The organism is Streptomyces sp. NPDC008139, assembly GCF_042957025.1.
Classification (GTDB): domain Bacteria; phylum Actinomycetota; class Actinomycetes; order Streptomycetales; family Streptomycetaceae; genus Actinacidiphila.
In genome coordinates, this window is record NZ_JBIBHM010000009.1 from 338,675 (window position 1) to 357,871 (window position 19,197).

The following is a 19,197-nucleotide window of genomic DNA, read 5'->3' on the forward strand; positions in this document are numbered from 1 at the left end:
CCGGTTGAGCGCCCTGGTCTCAGGCCATGGCCGTGGCCAGGGCGTTCGCGAAGCCGTCCGTCGTACGGCGGTCACGTACGGCGATCCGCAGCCAGTCGGGTCCGAGGCCGGGGAAGGTGTCGGCGCGCCGGACCGCGTAGCCCATCTCTCGCAGCCGGAGCCGGACGTCGGCCGCGCCGGGCAGGCGCAGCAGGACGAAGGGTCCGGCGGGCGCGTCGCCCGCGACCTCGACTCCGGGGAGTGCGGCCAGCCGGTCCAGCAGGTAGGCGCGGTCGCCGACCACGGTACGGGCCGCCTCCGCCGCCTCCGCGAGCGCGTCCGGCTCCACGCAGGCAACGGCCGCCGCCAGCGCGGGAGTCGACACCGCCCACAGCGGCTGTGCGCTCTCCAGCGCGGCGACCGTGTCCGCGTCGCCGAGCACGTAACCGATCCGCAGTCCGGCCAGGCCCCAGGTCTTGGTCAGGCTGCGCAGGACGAGGAGCCCGGGCACGTCCCGGCACCCGGCCAGCGACTCGCTCTCGCCCGGCACCGCGTCCATGAACGCCTCGTCCACCACCAGCGTGCGCCCAGGACGGGCCAACTCCCGTATCAACGCGGCCGGATGGAGGACGGACGTCGGGTTGGTCGGATTGCCGACCACCACCAGATCCGCCTCCGGCGGAACCGCCGCCGGGTCGAGCCGGAAGCCGTCGGACGCGGACAGCAGGACCCGCCGCACCTCGTGCCCGGCCGCCCGCAGCGCCGCCTCGGGTTCGGTGAACTGCGGGTGTACCACGACCGTGTGACGTGGTGTCAGCGCCCGCGCGAGCAGCACGAACGCCTCCGCCGCTCCGGCCGTCAACAGCACCTCGGCGTCCGGCCGCCCGTGGCGTACGGCCACCGCGTGCCGCGCCGACCGGCCGTCCGGATATCCGGCGAGGCCGGTCAGCGACCGCGCGACGCGCTCGCGCAGCCAGGGCGGGGGAGTGTTCGCGCGGACGTTGACCGCGAGGTCGATCAGGCCCTCGCCGACCTCGGCGTCACCGTGATGCCGCAAGTCGTAGCCGTCGACGGCGACTTCGGCGCGGCGGGCGGCATGGCCGTCGGGGGTGTCGCGGCCGTACGGGTCCGGGCCGCCGCCCGCCGCCGGGTCCGGCACGCGGTCGCGGTCAGTGGGTGTGCGCATGGTGACCGCTTCCGTGGCTGTGCGACGGGTCGTCGGGGTGGTGGTGCGGTTGCTGCGGCAGCCCGACGCGGTCCTCGAAGCCGGGGAGCTTGACCCGGTACACGCACGAGTCGCAGTTCATCCGCAGGTCGCCCTGTACCGTCTCCCGGTAGCGCTCCATCACCAGTTCCGCCAACTCCGGCTCGGGGCCGATCACTTCCGCGCAGCGCAGCTCCACGTCCGGCGCTTCCCCCGCCCACTCGCGGGCCTGGTCCCGTACCCGGTCCGGCAGCACACCGGTGAACAGGAAGTACGGCAGTACGACGACGCGGCGCGCGCCCAGCTTGCGACAGCGGTCGAGACCGGCCCGCACCGACGGCTCGGCCAGCGACACGAAGGCCGTCTCCACCCCCGCGTAACCACGGCCCTCCCACAGCAGCCGCGCCACCTTGAACACCTCGGCGTTGGCGTCCGGATCCGTCGAACCCCGGCCCACCAGCAGCACCGTGGTCTCCGCGCGGTCGGCGCCCGCGAGCGCCTCGTCCACGCGCCGCTCCAGCACCGTCAGCAGATTCGGATGCGGCCCGAGCGGGCGCCCGTACGCGAACGACGTCCCCGGATGGCGCCGCTCCTCACGGGCCAGCGCCGCCGGTATGTCGCCCTTGGCGTGCCCGGCCGACACCAGCACCAGCGGGACCGCGGCGAAGTCGCGTACGCCCGCGCCGACCAGCTCCGCCACCGAGTCCGCCAGCGGCGGCGGCGACAGCTCGATGAAGCCGCCGCCGACCGCCAACTCCGGGCTGGCCGCGCCCAGTTGCGCCACGAACGAGCGGAAGGCAGCCGCACCGGCCGCGTCACGCGTGCCGTGGCCGACGAGCAGAAGGGCAGGGGGGTGGGTCACTGGTCGTTCTCCTTGAAGGGATGGTCGGTGAGGGGATGTTCCGCGAGAGGCTGTTCCGCGAGGGGATATTCCGTGTACAACAGGGCGTTGAGTGCCGCGGCGGCCACCGCGGAGCCGCCCTTCTCCGAGACGTTGCTGACCGCGGGCAGCCCCGACGCCCGCAGCCGTGCCTTGCTCTCCGCCGCGCCGACGAAGCCGACCGGCAGCCCGATCACCAACGCGGGCGCCGCGTCCAGGTTCAGCAACTCCTCCAGCGCCGTGGGCGCGCATCCGACCACCCACACCGCGCCCGGCCCGACCTCCGCGTACGCCAGCCGTATCGCGTGCGCGCTGCGCGTCAGTCCCGGCCCGGACGCCGCGTCCGTGAGCCGGCACACCGAGGACCGTGCCGTGATCCCGGACGCGACCATCTCCACGTCCGCCACGATCGGCGCGCCCGCGTGCAACGCGGCGTGCGCGTAACGGAGTTCCGACTCCTCGCACACCAGGTCCTCCGCGTACCCGAGGTCCGCGCTCGAATGGATCACGCGCTCCACGACGGCCCGGCGCAGCGGCGTCATCCCTGAGGTGTCGAGCCGGGACCGCAGGATGCGGAAGGACTCCTGCTCAATGGGGTGGACCGTACGGTTCACGCGGTTTCTCCTCCGGAGTGGGTGGGGGCGGGCGGGGCTTGTGGGAACGGGTGACGGGGCGCCGTCATGTCTGCCAGCGGTAGCCCCGGGGGGTCACCATGCGGCCGGAGACGATACGGCTGGCGGTGTTGCCGACGGTCACGACCGTCACCATGTCGACCGTGCCGACGTCGAGGTCGGCGAGCGTCGTGACCTCGACCCGCTGGTCCGGGCGGGACGCCGCGTGGACGACGCCGACCGGGGTCAGCGGGGTGCGGTGCTCGGCCAGGACGGACAGCGCCTTGGGCAACTGCCAGGCGCGCCCGCGGCTGCGGGGGTTGTAGAAGGTCACGACCAGGTCGGACTCGGCGGCGGCCCGCACGCGCCGTTCGATCACGTCCCAGGGTGTGTGCAGGTCGGACAGGCTGATCGAGACGTGGTCGTGGCCGAGTGGCGCGCCCAGCAGCGCGGCTGCCGCCAGGGCGGCGGTCACGCCCGGGACGCCGATCACGTCGATGTCGTCGGCCGCCTCCGCCAGCGCGGGGGAGGCCATCGCGTAGACCCCGGCGTCACCGCTCCCGATCAGCGCGACGGCGTGCCCGGCGCGGGCCTCGGCGACGGCGGTGCGGGCCCGTTCCTCCTCCGCGCCAAGCCCCGACTCCAGCAGGCGGGTGCCGGGCAGCAGCAGGTCGCGGATCTGGTCGACGTACTGGTCGAGGCCGACGATCACGGACGCGCGGCGCAGTTCCGCCACGGCACGCGGTGTCACCAGGTCGCGGGCGCCGGGGCCCAGGCCCACCACGGCCAGCCGTCCGCGCGGTCGGCGCCGCGCGACGGCGGTTGTGGCCATCGCCGACTTCCGCTTCTCCACGATCAGTCGGCCGCCGACCCCGGCGGCCAGGATCGCCGCCGCCTCCGCCACGGACGGTGTCCCGACCGCCGCGAGCGGCGCCGCCGACGGGTTCGGCACGGCCGTCCTCGCCAGTTCCGCGGCCGCGTACGTCAGCAACGGCACCCCGAACTCCGCCGCCGCGGCCACGATCCCCTCCTCCCCGGCCTTCGCGTCCACCGTCGCCAGGGCGCTCACGCTCTTCTCCGCCAGCCCCGCCTCAGCCAGGGTGCTCCGCACCAGCCCGACCACTTCCTCCTGCCCGACCCCCCGGCTTCCCCCCACCCCCACCACCAACGACGGTGGCCTCACAAACACCGCGACGCCTCCCTCATCTCCCCCCACCACCCGATCCGTCACCCACACCGCATACCCACCCGCGCCCGCCGGGCGTACACGGGAGGCGGCTTCAGCCACGGGTCGGGGGTCTTCGGGGGATGACGGTTCCCCTGATCCCGCCGCGTCCGGCGGACGCGGGACGGCGGGGTTCGGCGGTGCCGAGGTCAGCTCGTGCTGGGCCGGGGGTTCGGCGTGGAGCGTGGACGGCTGGTCCTGCCCGGCCGAGGTCCGGGGGTCTTCGGGGGAAGAGGGTTCCCCTGATCCCGCCGCGTCCGGCGGACGCGGGATGGCGGTGTTCGGCGGTGCCGTGCGCCGCCCGGCCAAGGTCCGGGGGTCTTCGGGGGAAGAGGGTTCCCCTGATCCGGCCGCGTCCGGCGGACGCGGGACGGCGGGGTTCGGCGGTGCCGAGGTCAGCTCGTGCTGGGCCGGGGGTTCGGCGTGGAGCGTGGACGGCTGGTCCTGCCCGGCCGAGGTCCGGGGGCTTTCGGGGGAAGAGGGTTCCCCTGAATCCGCCGCGTCCGGCGGACGCGGGACGGCGGGGTTCGGCGGTGCCGTGCGCCGCCCGGCCGAGGTCCGGGGGCTTTCGGGGGACGACGGTTCCCCCGAATCCGCTGGGGCCCACTCTGCCGAGACCACCGTCAGGGGAAAGGCGGGGAGGGGCCAGGTCTGGTCGGTGTGGAGGCGGACGGGGGCACCGTCGAGGAGGGCGCGGGTGAGGGGGGCCACAGGCCCGTCCGTGGGGTAGGGGAGGGCGTCGAGCGCGGGGGTGCCGACGGAGTCGGTCGCGGTGGTGATGACGGGAGCGGACCCGAGGACGGAGGAGACGGCGGAGGCCAGAGCGTTGGCGCCGCCGCCGTGCCCGCCGAGGAGGGCGACGGCGTGGCGATGGGCCTCGTCGACGGTGACGACACCGGGATCCTCGGCCTTGCCGCGCAGCAGCGGGGCGAGGAGCCGCACGGCGGCGCCGGTCGCGAGGAAGAGGACGAGCTGGTCGCACTCGGCGAAGGCCGTCGCCACGACGGACCGCAGCGGACGGTCCGCGCCGTCCCCGTACAGCACCGTCCTGCCGGGCCACGCGGCGGCGAGCCGCTCGCATCCGGTGCGCCCCGCCGCGGTGGCGTGGATGAGGCCGATCACGAGAGCTCTCCTTCTTGGGGTGCGGGGCGCCGGGCCCACAGCACGAACACGGGATTCGTCGCGGCCAGCCGCGCCACCTCCCCGGGCAGCGGCGCGAGCCGCGACGACTGGAGCAGGACACCGTCGGGCACCAGCCCGGCGGCCCGCAGGGCACCGCGGACCTCCGCCACACGGTCTACGGCGGCGAGCGTCACCACGACGGTCCGCCGTGCCCGCCGTGCGCACGCCGCGACGATCGCGGCCAGCTCCCGCCCGCCGCCGCCGACGAAGACGGCGTCGGGATCGGGCAGTCCGTCGAGCGCGGTGGGCGCGTCCCCGTGCACGACCTGCACGTCCACGCCGTGCGCGACGGCGTTCGCCCGTATCCGCTCGACGCCGTCGGCCGTCTTCTCCACGGCGACCACGGCGGCGCCGAACCGCGCGCACTCCACGGCCACGGACCCGGACCCGGACCCGACGTCCCACACCAGGTCCCCGGTGCGCGGCCCGAGCCGGGCCAGGGCCAGGGCCCGTACCTCGAACTTGGTGACCATGGAGTCGCGGTGTGCGAACTCCTCCTCGGGCAGCGCCCATTGGGCGGGTGCGGGCGGCGGCCCCGCGACCGTACGGGAGACGTCGGCCCGTTCGTCGCAGGAGTCCGCTGCCAGGCACAGCACCACCGCGACCCCGGCCCCCGACCAGTCCCGTTCGGCGGCCCGCGCGGGCGAGACCCGCTCGACGCGCTCGGCGTCCGTACCGAGCGCGGAGGCGACAACGAGGGTACGGTCCAGGCCGGTACGGGCCAGCGCCGCGCCCAACTCGGCCGGTCCCGCGCCGGGCCCGGTCAGTACGGCCGCCTTGGGGTGCGCCCGGCACACATGGACGGCGGTCCGCAGATCGCGTCCGTGCGCGCTGACCACCACCGCGTCGTCCCAGCGCAGCCCGAGCCGGGCGAAGGCGACGGCGACGGACGGGGACGACGGCCGTACGTCGAGCGCCGCCGCGCCGAACCGCGCGCCCAACGCCCGTACGATCCCGAAGAATCCGGGGTCGCCCGAGGCGAGCACGACCACGCGGGCACCGGGCGCGGCCACGTACTCCGCGATCGTGTCGAGCGCGGGTGCGAGCGGCCCGAGCACCACGCGCCGTGCCCCGGCGGGCAGTTGGACCGCGTCGAGGTGCCGGGCGCCGCCGACGACCAGATCGGCGGCGCCGACGTCGGGCATCGGGCCGCCCGTACCCACGCCGAGGACGGTGATCACGCCGTCACCCATGGGACTCACGCGATTCCCCCGAAGCGCGGGTCTCCTCCGGTGTACGGGACTCTCCGGGAGCACGGGACTCCCGCAGGGCGCGCCGCGCCACCGGATCGGCCCGCCGGAAACCGTGGAAGTGCCCGGGGTGATAGAGGTGCGAGCGCGTCCCGGAGGCGGCGAGCGCGGGCCCGACCAGGAAGAGCGTGTGCTTCCAGAGCTTGTGCTCCTTCACGGTGGCCTCCATCGTGCCGACCGTGCAGCGCAGCAACAGCTCCTCGGGCCAGGTGACCTGATGGGCGATCAGCACCGGGGTGCCGGTGACGTAGCCGCCCTCCAGCAGCTCGGCGGCGAGCTGCCCGGACCGCGCGGCGGACAGGAACACCGCCATCGTCGTACCGTGCCGGGCGAATTCCCTGACCTCCTCGCCCGGCGGCATCGGCGTCTTGCCGCCGCCCAGCCGGGTCAGGATCACCGACTGCGCGACCTCGGGAATCGTCAACTCCCGCCCGGCCAGGGCCGCGACGGCCGAGAACGACGACACCCCCGGCACGATCTCCACCTCGATGCCGAGCCCCGCGCAGCGGTCCACCTGCTCCTGCGTGCCGCCCCACAGCGCCGGATCGCCCGAGTGGATCCGCGCCACCCGCAGCCCCTCGCGCAGCGCCCGCTCGTACACCGCGACCACGTCCTCCAGCGACATCGCCGCCGAGTCCAGGATCTCCGCTCCGTCGCGGGCGTGCCGCAGCACCTCGGCCTGCACCAGGCTCGCCGCCCAGATGACGACGTCCGCCTCCGCGATGGCCCGCGCCGCCCGGAAGGTCAGCAGATCCGCCGCGCCGGGGCCCGCGCCGACGATCGTCACCTTCGCGCCCTTTTCAGCGCTCGTCCTCGGTTCCGTCGCGCCGCTCACAGCTTTCCTCCCCGGCCGCCGTCGCGCCGCGCGGGCGCGATCAGCGTCGACAGGTACGGCAGTGCGCCATCCCGCAGCTCCTCCGCCAACTCCTTGGCGGGCCTGATCGATTCACCGGGCAGCCCCAGCGAACTGCCCCACACCGCGCCCTCGGTCCTGCCGGTCTCCCGCAGCGCCGCCGCCACTTCCCCGGCCAGCCGCCCGAATTTGTACGCCACCACCGTGCCGGGCCCCTCCAGCGCCGCCCGCAGCACCGCGGCCCCCGCCGTCACCGGCACCAGCGTCAACGGCTCGGTCCCCTCGGTCAGTACGGCCCCGCTGCGCGCCGCCAGATCCTGCATCGCGGTGATGCCGGGCACCGTCTCGATCCGCACCCCGGCCACCGACTCCGTGACCGTCTGCGCCAGATACGTGAACGTCGAGTACACATTCGGGTCGCCGATCGTCGCGAAGGCCACCGCCCCGTGCTCCCGCAGCAGTTCGGCCACCCGCGCGCCCGCCGCGTCCCACGCCGCCTCCCGCCGCGCCCGGTCGGTCCGCTCGTTCAGCGCGAACACCACCCGGACGATCCGCGCCGCGTCCACGTAGTGCAGTACGGTCGCCTCCGCCCGCCCCCGCTCGCCTGTGTCGAGTACCGGTACGACGACCACGGCCGCCGCCCGCAGCGCGTTCACTCCCTTGACGGTCACCAGCTCCGGGTCGCCGGGACCCACCCCGACTCCGGTCAGCAGCGCGGTCATTCGGCGCACCTCTCTACGAAGCGCCGCGCCAGTGACGGCTCGGCGGCCCAGTGCACATGCAGATACGAGGCATGCACGTTCTTCTCCACGAAGCCGTCGACCCTGCGGGCGGCTTCTCCGGTGAAACCCCAGGCCGGGGCGGCGCCCGCACCCGGCTCCACGCGGGTCCTGTGGAACTCGTGACCCCGCAGGCGGGTGCCTGCCGCCGCCAGCACGCTGTCGCTCAGCGCGACGGCCTCGCGGTAGCCCAGCGTCAGGCGGTCGGTCATCGTGGCCGTGGCGTCCAGCACCCCGCACATCGGGGCGCCGTCCAACTCCCTTGTCAAATAGAGGAGTCCGGCGCACTCCGCCGCGATCGGGCCTTCGAAGGCGGCGACCGCCTCGCGCAGCCGCTCGTTCGCCGACAGTTCGGCGGCGTGCATCTCGGGGAAGCCGCCGCCGAGGATCACGCCGCGCGTACCCTCCGGCAACTCCTCGTCCCGCAGCGGGTCGAACCCCACCACCTCCGCCCCCGCCGCCCGCAGCAGCTCCGCCTGCTCCTCGTACCCGAACGTGAACGCCGCCCCACCCGCGACAGCCACCACCACGCCCCTCCCCGAATCCGAGCGCAACCCCCCGCCCCCCCTGTCCTCAATCGCCGGACGGGCTGATTGCGGTTTCGGCGGCCCTGCGGCGGCAGCCGGGTCCTCGATCGCCGGACGTGAAGGAACAATCAGCCCCTCCGGCGTTTGAGGAGTGGGGGTACCCCCAGCGGTAGCTGGGGGAGGGTCCGGGGCGGAGCCACGGTTTCGGGGAGGGGCGGGGCGGGGGAAAGAGGCGCCGCAGGCCGCCAGCTCGGACAGCGGGTCCCAGGCGGAGCCTGGCAGGTCCGGGGCGCTGCGCGCCAGGGAGAGGAGCGCGGGCAGATCGCAGGCGCCGCGCACGAGCGCGGCGAGCTCACGGACCCACCCCACGGCGTCGCCCCGCCGCTCGGCGACAGGAATGAGCCCGAGGTGCCGGGACGGCACATGAAGCAGCGGCGCGCGCCGCAGCACACCGAGCACGGGCACCCCGGACTCGTCGAGCGCGGCCCGCAAAAGGGCCTCGTGCCGATCGGAAGCGACGTGATTGAGAACGACCCCGCCGATCCGCACCTCGGGATCCCAGGAGGCGAAGCCATGGACGAGCGCGGCGACGGACCGCGACTGCGCGCCGGCGTCCACGACGAGAACCACCGGCGCCCGGAGAATCTTGGCGACCTGCGCGGTGGAGCCCAGCTCACCGCGCCCCGCGGCACCGTCGAAAAGCCCCATGACGCCCTCGACGACGGCGAGTTCGCACCCGGCGGCGCCGTGCGCGAAGAGCGGGACGACACGGTCGGGCCCGCACAGAAAGGGATCGAGGTTGCGGCCGGGCCGCCCGGCCGCGAGCGAGTGGTAGCCGGGATCGATGTAGTCCGGCCCGACCTTGTGCGGGGACACGGCGAGCCCGGCCTCGGCGAAGGCGGCCAACAGCCCGGTGGCGACCGTGGTCTTGCCGCTGCCGGAGGCGGGCGCGGCCACCACGAGGCGGGGGACGTTCACCACTCGATGCCCCTCTGCCCCTTCTGCCCGGCGTCCATGGGGTGCTTGACCTTGGACATGTCGGTGACGAGGTCGGCGGCGTCGACCAGCGCGGGCGGCGCGTTGCGGCCGGTGATGACGACGTGCTGGGCGCCGGGCCGGTCGCGGAGCACGGCGACGACCTCGTCGGTGTCGACCCACCCCCAGTGCATGGGGTACGCGAACTCGTCCAGCACGTAGAGCCGGTACGTCTCGGCGGCCAGGTCCCGCTTGACCTGCTCCCACCCCTCGCGGGCCGCGTCCTCGCTGGACTCCAGGGACCGCTGCACCCAGGACCAGCCCTCGCCCATCTTGTGCCAGGCGACGGTCCCGCCCTCGCCGGAGTCGCCGAGCACGCGCAGCGCCCGCTCCTCGCCGACCTTCCACTTGGCGGACTTGACGAATTGGAACACCCCGACCGGCCAGCCCTGGTTCCAGGCGCGCAGCGCGAGACCGAAGGCGGCGGTCGACTTCCCCTTGCCGACCCCGGTGTGAACGATCGTCAGCGGCCGGTTCCTGCGCTGACGGGTCGTCAAACCGTCGTCCGGTACGGCACTCGGCTGCCCCTGCGGCATTACGCGGCCCTCCGTACGTCGTTCACGAGCGCGGACACCGTGTCGGCGCGCAGTTCCTCCAGCGTCACCGCGACGCCGCCCAACTCCTGTGCCAGCGCGCCCGCGAGGCCGAGTCTGACCGGGCCCGACTCGCAGTCGACGACCACCGAGGCGGTGCCTTCCGCGGCCAGCAGCCGGGCCGCCCGCGCGGCGAGCGCCATCGGTTCCAGACCGCTCTTGACCGTGCTGCCCGCCGCCGCCCGGCTGCCGGTCGCCCGGCCGTCCGTCACCACGATCAGCAGCGGGCGCCGCGTGGCGTCCCGCAACCGCTCCACGCGCAGCACCTCACGCGCCTTGAGCAGCCCGGCGGCCAGCGGCGTACGCCCACCGGTCGGCAGCTTCTCCAGCCGGGCCGCGCCCGCCTCTACCGACGACGTCGGCGGCAGCACGAGGTCGGCGTCCGCGCCCCGGAAGGTGACCAGACCGACCTTGTCGCGCCGCTGGTACGCGTCCAGCAGCAGCGACAGCACCGCACCCTTGACCGCGGTCATCCGCTCCCGCGCCGCCATCGAGCCCGACGCGTCCACCACGAACAGCACGAGATTGCCCTCGCGGCCCTCCCTGACGGCCTGCCGCAGATCGTCCCGGCGGATCACGAGCCCCGCGCCCGACCGGCCGCGCGCCCGCTGGTACGGGGCCGCCGCCTGCACGGTGGCCGCCAGATGCAGCTTGGTCAGCGAGCCGCGCGGGCGCCTGGCGGAGGTCGTCCTGCCGTGCGCCGTACGGGCCCTGGACCTGCGCCCGGCCGCGCCCTCGCCGATGCCCGGCACGTCGAAGTGCCGCGTCTTGTACGGGTCCCCGGCGGCGACCGCCGGCCACTCGCCCGTGGGCCCCGCGCCGTCGCCCGCGCTGTCGCCCGCCCCCGCGCTCGCGGCGGGGGAGTCCTGGCCCGCGGGCGCGTCCTGCTCGCTGCCGGGCTGTTCCCGCGAGCCGCCCTGCGGGCCGCCCTCCGGCTCCCGAGGCCCGGACGGGCCGCCGCCGGGGCCGTCCGGGTCGGTGTCCGGGTCGTCGTCCCCCTCGCCGTCCCGCCCCTCGCCCCGCTCTCCCTCTCCCTCGCCGGCCCCGCGCTCCCGCTCCAGCGTCTCGTCCAGCTTGTCCTCGTCGAGACCGGGCGCGTCAAAGGGGTTGCGACGCCGCCGGTGGGGCAGCGCCAACAGCGCGGCCTGCCGTACGTCCTCGGCGAGTACGACCGTGCGGCCCGCCCACGCGGCCAGCGCCGTCGCCGTACGCGCCATGACGATGTCCGCGCGCATCCCGTCCACCTCGAACGCCGCGCACGTCGCCGCGATCTGCCGCAGCGCGCCGTCGCCCAGACGCACCGACGGCAGCAACCGCCGCGCTGCGGCTATCCGTTCACGCACCGCCTGCTCGTCTGCCGCCCAACGCGCCCCGAAACCGGCCGGATCCGCGTCGTACGCCAGCCGCCGCCTGACCACCTCGACGCGCTCGTCGGTCTCCCGCGAGGCCGCGACCTCGACCGTCAGGCCGAACCGGTCGAGCAACTGCGGGCGCAGCTCGCCCTCTTCCGGGTTCATCGTGCCGACCAGCAGGAAGCGGGCCGCGTGCCGGACGGAGACGCCTTCGCGCTCCACATAGCTCGCGCCCATCGCCGCCGCGTCCAGCAGCAGGTCCACCAAGTGGTCGTGGAGCAGATTCACCTCGTCCACGTAGAGCACGCCGCGGTGCGCCGCCGCCAACAGGCCCGGCTCGTACGCCTTCACGCCCTCCGACAGGGCGCGCTCGATGTCCAGCGCTCCCACCAGGCGGTCCTCGCTCGCGCCGACCGGCAGCTCAACCACCCGCGCCGCGCGGGTCGTTCCCCCGCCCGCCTCATGCGGGCCGTCCGGGCACTGCGCGTCCGGGGCCGCCGGGTCGCAGGAGAACCTGCACCCCTGCACCACCGGCACATCCGGCAGCAGCGTCGACAGCGCCCGCACCGCCGTGCTCTTCGCGGTGCCCTTCTCCCCCCTGACCAGCACCCCGCCCACCGCCGGGCTCACGGCGTTCAACAGCAGCGCCAACCGCAGGTCTTCCTGGCCCACCAGGGCCGTGAACGGATACGGCGTACTCACGATGCCTCCTCGTACATGCACAAGCGGTTCGCTGACATCTCTCCCCCCACCCCGCCCGTCCCCGAAGCCCTCAACCCCCGGGCGGGCTGGAGAGTCGGGGTGGGGTGCGCGCGGGCGGCTTCCGCCTCCGGCGGGTGGGCGGCGGAAAGGGGAGTTGGGGCTGGGTGCGCGCGGGCGGGTTCCGCCTCCGGCAGCCGGGCGGTCGGTGCTGCGCACGCCTCGGCGGGTTCCGCCTCCGGCAGCCGGGCGGGCGGCGCTGAACACGCGTCGCCGAGTTGTGGAATCGGCCCCCGGGCGGGCTGAGTTTTGCTGAGCGGGGTCCGGCGCGACGAGCCTGTCCGGCGACTGAGGACAGGAGGGACGGGGGCTCGCCGCCGGATTCGGGGAGGGGCGGGGTGGGGGACAAGGCCCGCCGCAGGCGTGGCGGTGGCGGTGGCGGTGGCGGTGGCGGTGGGGGTCACGCGTCGCCCTCCAGATCGCCCTCGAGGTCGAGATAGGTGGAGCGCAGGCGCTCCAGGGTCTCGGGGTCGGGGGCGGACCACAGCCCCCGCTCGGCCGCTTCGAGCAGCCGCTCCGAAATCCCCCGCAGAGCCCAGGGATTGGACTTCCGCATGAATTCCTGGTTCTCCGCGTCGAAGACATACTCGGTGGCGAGCTTCTCGTACATCCAGTCGTCCACGACCCCCGCCGTGGCGTCGTACCCGAAGAGATAATCGACGGTCGCCGCCATCTCGAAAGCCCCCTTGTACCCGTGCCGCCGCATCGCGGCCATCCAGCGGGGATTGACGACCCGCGCCCGGAACACCCGGTGCGTCTCCTCACCGAGGGTCCGCGTGCGGACCTGGTCCGTGAGGGCGGAGTCGCCGACGTAGGCATGCGGGGAGTCGCCGGTCAGATGCCGGACCATGGCGACCATGCCCCCGTGGTACTGGAAGTAGTCGTCGGCGTCGACAAGGTCGTGCTCACGGGTGTCGACGTTCTTGGCGGCGACCTGGATACGGCGGAAGGCGGCCTCCATGTCGCCGCGGGCGGCCCGCCCGTCGAGACCGCGGCCGTAGGCGTAACCGCCCCAGACGGCGTAGACCTCGGCGAGGTCGGCGTCGGAGCGCCAGTTGCGGGCGTCGATCAGCGGCAGCAGCCCGGCCCCGTAGGCACCGGGCTTGGAGCCGAAGATGCGGGCGGTGGCGCGCCGCCGGTCCCCGTGCTCGGCGAAGTCCTCGTCGGCGTGGGCGCGTACGTAGTTGACGTCGGCGGGCTCGTCCAACTCCGCGACGGCCCGCACCGCGTCGTCCACGAGGGCGACGACGTGCGGAAAGGCGTCGCGGAAGAAGCCGGAGATGCGGACGGTGACGTCGATCCGGGGCCGCCCCAACTCCTCGGCGCCGACGACCTCGAAGCCGGTGACCCGCCGGGACGCGTCGTCCCACAGCGGACGGCAGCCGAGCAGCGCCAGGATCTCGGCGATGTCGTCGCCCTGGGTGCGCATGCACGACGTGCCCCACACGGTGAGTCCCACGGACTGCGGGTACGCGCCGGTGTCGGCGAGGTGCCGGGCCAGCAGCGAGTCGGCGAGCGCCGTGCCGACGTCCCAAGCGAGCCTGGACGGGATGGCCTTGGGGTCGACGGAGTAGAAATTGCGGCCGGTCGGCAGGACGTTGACCAGGCCGCGGGTCGGCGACCCGGAGGGCCCGGCCGGTACGTAACCGCCGCGCAGCGCCCGCAGGATGTGGTCGATCTCGTCGGTCGTACGGGCCAGGCGCGGCACGACCTCGCGGGCGGCGAAGTCCAACACCCGTACCGCGTCCGGTACGTCGTGGTCGCCCAGCACCTGCGCGACCACCCCGGCGGCGGCGTCACGGTGCCAGTCGGCGGCCTCCATCGCCTCCGCGAGTCGCCGTGCGAGCTGCTCCAGCAGGTCGACGGCGTCGGAGGCGGTCCGCGCGGGGCCGGACGCGAGCGCGGTGAGCGCGGGCGGCAGCTCCACGCGGGCGCCGGGCTCGGCGAGCAGCGTCTTCTCGACCAGGCCGAAGGAGAGCGCGAGCGCGGCCCGCAGCCCCGGCAGCGCGCCGCCCACCCCGCCCCACACCTGCGCGGAGCGCAGCACGGCGAGGACCAGATTGGTCCTGGCCTCGCCGACCGGGCCGCCGCCCAGGATGTGCAGACCATCCCTGATCTGCACATCCTTGATCTCGCAGAGCCAGCCGTCGACATGCAGCACGAAGTCGTTGAAGTCGTCCTCCTCCGGCTGCTCGTCCACGTGCAGGTCGTGGTGGAGTTCGGCGGCGCGCACCAGGGTCCAGATCTGGCTGCGGACCGCCGGGGATTTGGCCGGGTCGAGATCGTTCACCAGGGCGTACTCGTCGAGGAGTTGCTCCAGCTTCGCGAGGTCGCCGTACGTGTCGGCGCGGGCCATCGGCGGCACGAGGTGGTCCACGACGGTGGCGTGGCCGCGCCGCTTGGCCTGAGTGCCCTCGCCGGGGTCGTTGACGATGAAGGGGTAGACCAGGGGGAGTTCGCCGAGGACGGCGTCCGGCGCGCAGCCCGCCGACAGCCCGAGGCCCTTGCCGGGCAGCCACTCCATCGTGCCGTGCTTGCCCAGGTGCACGATCGCGTCGGCGCCGAAACCGCCCTCGGCGGGCGCCGTCTCCAGCCAGCGGTACGCGGCCATGTAGTGGTGCGACGGCGGCATGTCGGGGTCGTGGTAGATCGCGATCGGGTTCTCGCCGAAGCCGCGTGGCGGCTGGATCATGATGACGACATTGCCGAACCGCAGGGACGCCAGCACGATGTCGTCACCGTCGAGGTAGAGGGAGCCCGGCGGCTCGCCCCAGTGCTCCAGCATCCCGGCCCGCAGGTCGGCGTCGAGCGTCGCGAACCACTTCTCGTAGTCGGCCAGCGGTACGCGCGCGGGCGCCGCCGAGAGCTGATCCTCCGTCAGCCATTCCACGTCGTGACCGCCCGCCGCGATCAGCCGGTGGATCAACTCGTCGCCGCCGGAGGGGTATTCACCGGTCACGTATCCCGCGTCGCGCAGCGCGTCCAGCAACCGTACGGCGGAGGCGGGGGTGTCGAGACCGACCGCGTTGCCGACCCGGGAGTGCTTGGTCGGGTAGGCGGTGAAGACCAGCGCGAGCCGCTTGTCGGCGTTCGCCTTGTACTTCAGCGCCGCGTGCCGGACCGCGATGCCGGCGACCCGCGCCGCCCGCTCCGGATCGGCCGCGTAGACCGGCACATCGCCCTCGCCGGTCTCCTTGAACGAGAACGGCACGGTGATCAGCCGCCCGTCGAATTCGGGGATCGCCACCTGCATCGCCGCGTCCATCGGCGTCAGCGCCGCGTCCGATCCCAGCCACGCCTCGCGCGACGAGGTCAGGCACAGGCCCTGGAGCACCGGCACGTCCAGGTCCGCCAACGCGCCGATGTCCCACGCCTCGTCGTCCCCGCCCGCCGTCGCCTCGGACGCGACGGTGCCTCCCGCCGCCAGCACGGTCGCCACGATCGCGTCGGCCCGCCCGAGCAGCGCGTACAGCCCCTCGTCGGCGCTGCGCAGCGAACCGCAGTACACCGGAAGGGCGTTGGCGCCCTTCGCCTCGACCGCCTCGCACAGCGTGTCCACGAACGCGGTGTTCCCCGACAGTTCGTGCGCCCGGTAGAAGAGGACGGCGACGGTCGGCAGGGTCTCGTCGTACGCGTACGCGCCGTGCACGCCGTACTCGGGCATGCGGCGCGGCGCCTCGAAGCCCTCGCCGCTCATCAGCACCGTGTCGGACAGGAAGCGGGCCAGCTCCGTCAGATTCTCCGGGCCGCCCTCGACCAGATAGCGCAGCGCCTCCGCGACGACACCCGCGGGGACCGACGACAGCGCCATCAGCTCCGCGTCCGGCACCGACTCACCGCCCAGCAGCACCGTCGGCACCCCGGAGGCCGCGAGCGCCGCGAGCCCCTCCTCCCAGACCCGTCGGCCGCCGAGCAGCCGGACCACCGCGATGTCCACGCCGTCCAGCAGCGCGGGCAGTTCGGCCGCCGGATCGACGCGGGAGGGGTTGCCGATCCGGTAGGAGACGGCGGACGAGTCGGCGGCGCGGGCCGCCAACAGGTCGGTGTCGGCGGTGGACAGCAGCAGAACGGTGCTCACGTGTGCCCCATCGTCATCGTCACGTCCCGTTCCCCGGCGGGGGAACGGGTGGGTCTGCGGCCGACCGGCCGCCCCGGAGAAGTCCTTACGGGTGCCGCCCCGGCCGTCGTTCCTGCCGTCGTCCCGGTTGCCGTTCACGGCGCGCCCGGCGGCACGAACGGCAGGTCGGGCGGCGGCCCCTGCTCGATCAGCCGCAGCAGCGCGCCGGTGTCCGCGTGCTCCTCGATCAGATCGCCCAGCCGGTCCAACTGCGCCTCGCGCAGCGCCCCGAAGGACGTGTCGGGCGCCGGTACGAAGCGCCGCCCGGCAGCGGCGGCCACCCGGCGTAGGAACGCCCGGCGGAAACCGTCGCTCTCCAACGAGCCGTGCCAGTGCGTGCCCCACACCGCGCCGACCCGGCAGCCGTCGAGGAACTCCTCGTCACCGCCCAGGACGTCGGCCACCCCGTGGTGGATCTCATAGCCCTCGACGCGCTCCCCGTACGCCGTCCCGACCGGCCTGGCCAGCGTCTTCGCGGCGGCGAAGCGCACCCGGACCGGCAGCAGGCCAAGACCGGGGACGGAGCCCGCCCGCGACTCGACGTCGTCCTCGATGCGGTCGGCCAGCATCTGGAAGCCGCCGCAGACACCCAGCACCGGACGCCCCTCGGCGGCCCTCCGTACGACGGCGTCCGCCAGGCCGCGCTCACGCAGCCACTCCAGCGCCCGCACGGTGCCGCGCGTGCCCGGCAGCACCACGAGGTCGGCGTCCGCCAACTCCTCGGCCCGGTCCACGAACCGCACCACCACCCCCGGCTCCGCCGCGAGCGCGTCCACGTCCGTGAAGTTCGACATCAGCGGTACGGCGACCACCGCGACCCGCAGCAACTCCGCGCCGTGCGACGGCGCGACCACCGACTCGCGCGCGGCGCCGCGCGGCGACACGCTCCCCCGAACTCCGTCCGGGGGTACCCCCAGCCCGTCCTCCTCGTCGATGCCCAGGCCGTGGGCGAACGGCAGCACGCCGAGCGTCGGCCGGCCGGTCAGCTTGTGCAGCATGTCCAGACCCGGCCGGAGCAGTGAGACGTCGCCGCGGAATTTGTTGACCAGATAGCCCGCGACCAGCGCCTGGTCCTCGGGCGCGAGCAGCGCCGTCGTACCGAAGAAGGACGCGAAGACACCGCCGCGGTCGATGTCGCCGACCACGACCACCGGCAGTCCGGCCGCGCGGGCCACACCCATGTTCACGATGTCGGTCCTGCGCAGATTGATCTCGGCCGGGCTGCCCGCGCCCTCGCAGATCACCGCGTCGTACCGGCCGCGCAGCTCTTCGAGGCAGCCGGTGACCGTGCCCAGCAGATCGGCCTGCCGTCCGCCGTGGTAGCCGCGCGCGCTCAGTTCGCCCACGGCCTTGCCCAGCACCACGACCTGGCTGCTGCGGTCGCTGCCCGGCTTGAGCAGCACCGGATTCATCAGCGCCGACGGCTCCACCCGGGCGGCCTGCGCCTGCATCGCCTGTGCCCGGCCGATCTCGGCGCCCTCCCGCGTGACGAACGAGTTCAGCGACATGTTCTGCCCCTTGAAGGGGGCCACGCGTATGCCCTGCCGCACCAGCCACCGGCAGATCCCCGCCGTCACCACGGACTTGCCCGCGTCCGAGGTCGTCCCGGCGACCAACAGGCCGCCCCCGAGGGCTGTCACGAGGTCCCCCCGGCGCCGGAAAGGGACCGCGCCTGGCGCGACACCGTCGGACTCCACTTTCGTGCGTCCCGCCTCGGCGGCGAGAGTATCCCTACGCCGACGGCACGTCCCCCCGAGGGCCGTTCCCCCGAGCGGCCGTGGCCCGGCGCGGAGCCGCCCCGTATCGCCGCCGTCAGGACGGAGAGCGCCGCCGCGGCTGCCGAGACCCGCCGTGACAGTCGGACGGCCCGCGCGATGTCGGCCGGGGTCGGGGCCGGGTGTTCGGCGCCCAGGACGGCGCGGTGTTCGGTGCGGCCCGCGTAGGAGAGGGTGCCGCCGAGACGCAGGCGCAGGGCGCCGGCGAAGGCGGCTTCCACGGGACCGGCGTTGGGGCTGGGGTGCGCGGCGGCGTCCCGGCGCCAGACGCGCAGGGCGGTACGCGGCGAGGGCCCGGCGAGGACGGCGAGCGCGGCGGTGAGGCGGGCGCCGGGGTAGCCGACGACGTCGTCCAGCCGCGCGGCGGCCCAGCCGAACCGCAGGTGGCGCGGCGAGCGGTGACCGACCATCGCGTCGAGCGTGTTGACGGCGCGGAAGCCGACGAGTCCCGGCACCCCGCCCCACGCGCCCCACACCAAGGCCCCGACGACCGCGTCCGAGGTGTTCTCCGCGACCGACTCGACCACGGCGCGCGCGATCCCCGCCGCGTCCAGGGAATGCGGGTCGCGTCCGCACAGGTGTGGCAGCCGGGCGCGCGCCGCCTCGATGTCCCCGGCGTCGAGCGCGGAGGCGACGGCCCGCGCCTCGCGGGCCAGTGACGTCCCGCCCAGCACCGACCAGGTGGCGGCGGCGGTCAGCGCGACGCGGAGCGCGACGGAGGACCGTACGGCCCGGTCGGCCAGCGCGGCGGCACCCACCGCGCCCCCGGCGCACAGCGCGGCGTACACCGCCCCACTGCCCCGGTCGTCACGCCACATCCGGCGCTCCAACGCCCCCGCCGCGCGCCCGAACACCGCGACCGGATGGCCGCGACGCGGGTCGCCCGCGACGAGATCGCCGAGAAAGCCGAGTGCGGCGCCGTACGCGAACACGCGATCGGCACGCACCGGTTCAGCCCGCGTCCACGCCGTCCAGGTGAAGTGCCGGACAGGGTGGCGTACTTGTGCGCACCTGCGTGCGGTGGTCCGTGACGAGTCGAGCGCAGCCGGGCATGGCAGAGGTCCTCACTCAGGGTC

Annotated in this window: 12 protein-coding genes and 2 pseudogenes; all 14 read right to left on the reverse strand. The window is 74.5% G+C overall.

From position 1 onward, the window contains the following. Nucleotides 1-19: 19 nt before the first annotated feature. The 14 genes and pseudogenes from cobC to ACFZBB_RS21540 all read right to left on the reverse strand — a co-directional run bounded on the left by cobC (nt 20) and on the right by ACFZBB_RS21540 (nt 19,068). A complete protein-coding gene (gene cobC, locus ACFZBB_RS21475; RefSeq protein ID WP_391124567.1) occupies nt 20-1,165 on the reverse strand; it encodes an Rv2231c family pyridoxal phosphate-dependent protein CobC in 1,146 nt (381 codons plus the stop codon). After that, a complete protein-coding gene (locus ACFZBB_RS21480) occupies nt 1,149-2,045 on the reverse strand; it encodes a CbiX/SirB N-terminal domain-containing protein (protein ID WP_391124570.1) in 897 nt (298 codons plus the stop codon). The genes cobC and ACFZBB_RS21480 overlap by 17 nt, the downstream gene beginning before the upstream one ends. Continuing rightward, nucleotides 2,042-2,677, reverse strand: coding sequence for a precorrin-8X methylmutase (locus tag ACFZBB_RS21485; RefSeq protein ID WP_391124573.1), 636 nt, complete (start codon nt 2,675-2,677; stop codon nt 2,042-2,044). The genes ACFZBB_RS21480 and ACFZBB_RS21485 overlap by 4 nt, the downstream gene beginning before the upstream one ends. 64 nt (nt 2,678-2,741) lie before the next feature. After that, nucleotides 2,742-3,935, reverse strand: a pseudogene (gene cobJ / locus ACFZBB_RS21490) (precorrin-3B C(17)-methyltransferase); the annotation flags it as partial. Between the two features lie 738 nt (nt 3,936-4,673). Next, nucleotides 4,674-5,060, reverse strand: a pseudogene (locus tag ACFZBB_RS21495) (hypothetical protein); the annotation flags it as partial. Continuing rightward, complete coding sequence (cbiE, locus tag ACFZBB_RS21500) at nt 5,018-6,262, reverse strand: precorrin-6y C5,15-methyltransferase (decarboxylating) subunit CbiE (RefSeq protein WP_391124752.1); 1,245 nt, start codon at nt 6,260-6,262, stop codon at nt 5,018-5,020. The pseudogene ACFZBB_RS21495 and the gene cbiE, both read right to left, overlap by 43 nt. 4 nt (nt 6,263-6,266) lie before the next feature. After that, nucleotides 6,267-7,166: a precorrin-4 C(11)-methyltransferase gene (gene cobM / locus ACFZBB_RS21505; RefSeq protein ID WP_391124576.1), complete on the reverse strand. Its 900-nt coding sequence runs from the start codon at nt 7,164-7,166 to the stop codon at nt 6,267-6,269. Beyond that, entirely contained in the window at nt 7,163-7,906 is a 744-nt protein-coding gene (gene cobI, locus ACFZBB_RS21510; protein ID WP_391124578.1) for a precorrin-2 C(20)-methyltransferase, read from the reverse strand. Before cobI ends, cobM begins: the two co-directional genes overlap by 4 nt. Then, a complete protein-coding gene (locus tag ACFZBB_RS21515; RefSeq protein WP_391124581.1) occupies nt 7,903-9,471 on the reverse strand; it encodes a cobyrinate a,c-diamide synthase in 1,569 nt (522 codons plus the stop codon). Before ACFZBB_RS21515 ends, cobI begins: the two co-directional genes overlap by 4 nt. After that, on the reverse strand, nt 9,465-10,061 hold the full coding sequence (gene cobO / locus ACFZBB_RS21520) for a cob(I)yrinic acid a,c-diamide adenosyltransferase (RefSeq protein WP_355333755.1): 597 nt from the start codon (nt 10,059-10,061) through the stop codon (nt 9,465-9,467). The genes ACFZBB_RS21515 and cobO overlap by 7 nt, the downstream gene beginning before the upstream one ends. After that, on the reverse strand, nt 10,061-12,172 hold the full coding sequence (locus ACFZBB_RS21525) for a putative cobaltochelatase (RefSeq protein ID WP_391124584.1): 2,112 nt from the start codon (nt 12,170-12,172) through the stop codon (nt 10,061-10,063). Before ACFZBB_RS21525 ends, cobO begins: the two co-directional genes overlap by 1 nt. Before the next feature lie 457 nt (nt 12,173-12,629). Beyond that, on the reverse strand, nt 12,630-16,307 hold the full coding sequence (cobN, locus tag ACFZBB_RS21530) for a cobaltochelatase subunit CobN (protein WP_391124587.1): 3,678 nt from the start codon (nt 16,305-16,307) through the stop codon (nt 12,630-12,632). A gap of 134 nt (nt 16,308-16,441) precedes the next feature. Beyond that, entirely contained in the window at nt 16,442-17,986 is a 1,545-nt protein-coding gene (locus ACFZBB_RS21535) for a cobyric acid synthase (RefSeq protein ID WP_391124590.1), read from the reverse strand. Beyond that, nucleotides 17,983-19,068 carry a cobalamin biosynthesis protein gene (locus ACFZBB_RS21540; protein WP_391124593.1) on the reverse strand — a complete coding sequence of 362 codons (1,086 nt, stop codon included), beginning with the start codon at nt 19,066-19,068 and terminating at the stop codon, nt 17,983-17,985. Before ACFZBB_RS21540 ends, ACFZBB_RS21535 begins: the two co-directional genes overlap by 4 nt. Nucleotides 19,069-19,197 lie beyond the last annotated feature (129 nt).

Excerpts from the sequence above, each read along its gene's own strand:
- cobC (WP_391124567.1), bottom strand. The coding sequence starts at position 1,165 with ATGCGCACACCCACTGACCGCGACCGCGTGCCGGACCCGGCGGCGGGC.
- cobI (WP_391124578.1), bottom strand. The coding sequence starts at position 7,906 with ATGACCGCGCTGCTGACCGGAGTCGGGGTGGGTCCCGGCGACCCGGAG.
- cobO (WP_355333755.1), bottom strand. The coding sequence starts at position 10,061 with ATGCCGCAGGGGCAGCCGAGTGCCGTACCGGACGACGGTTTGACGACC.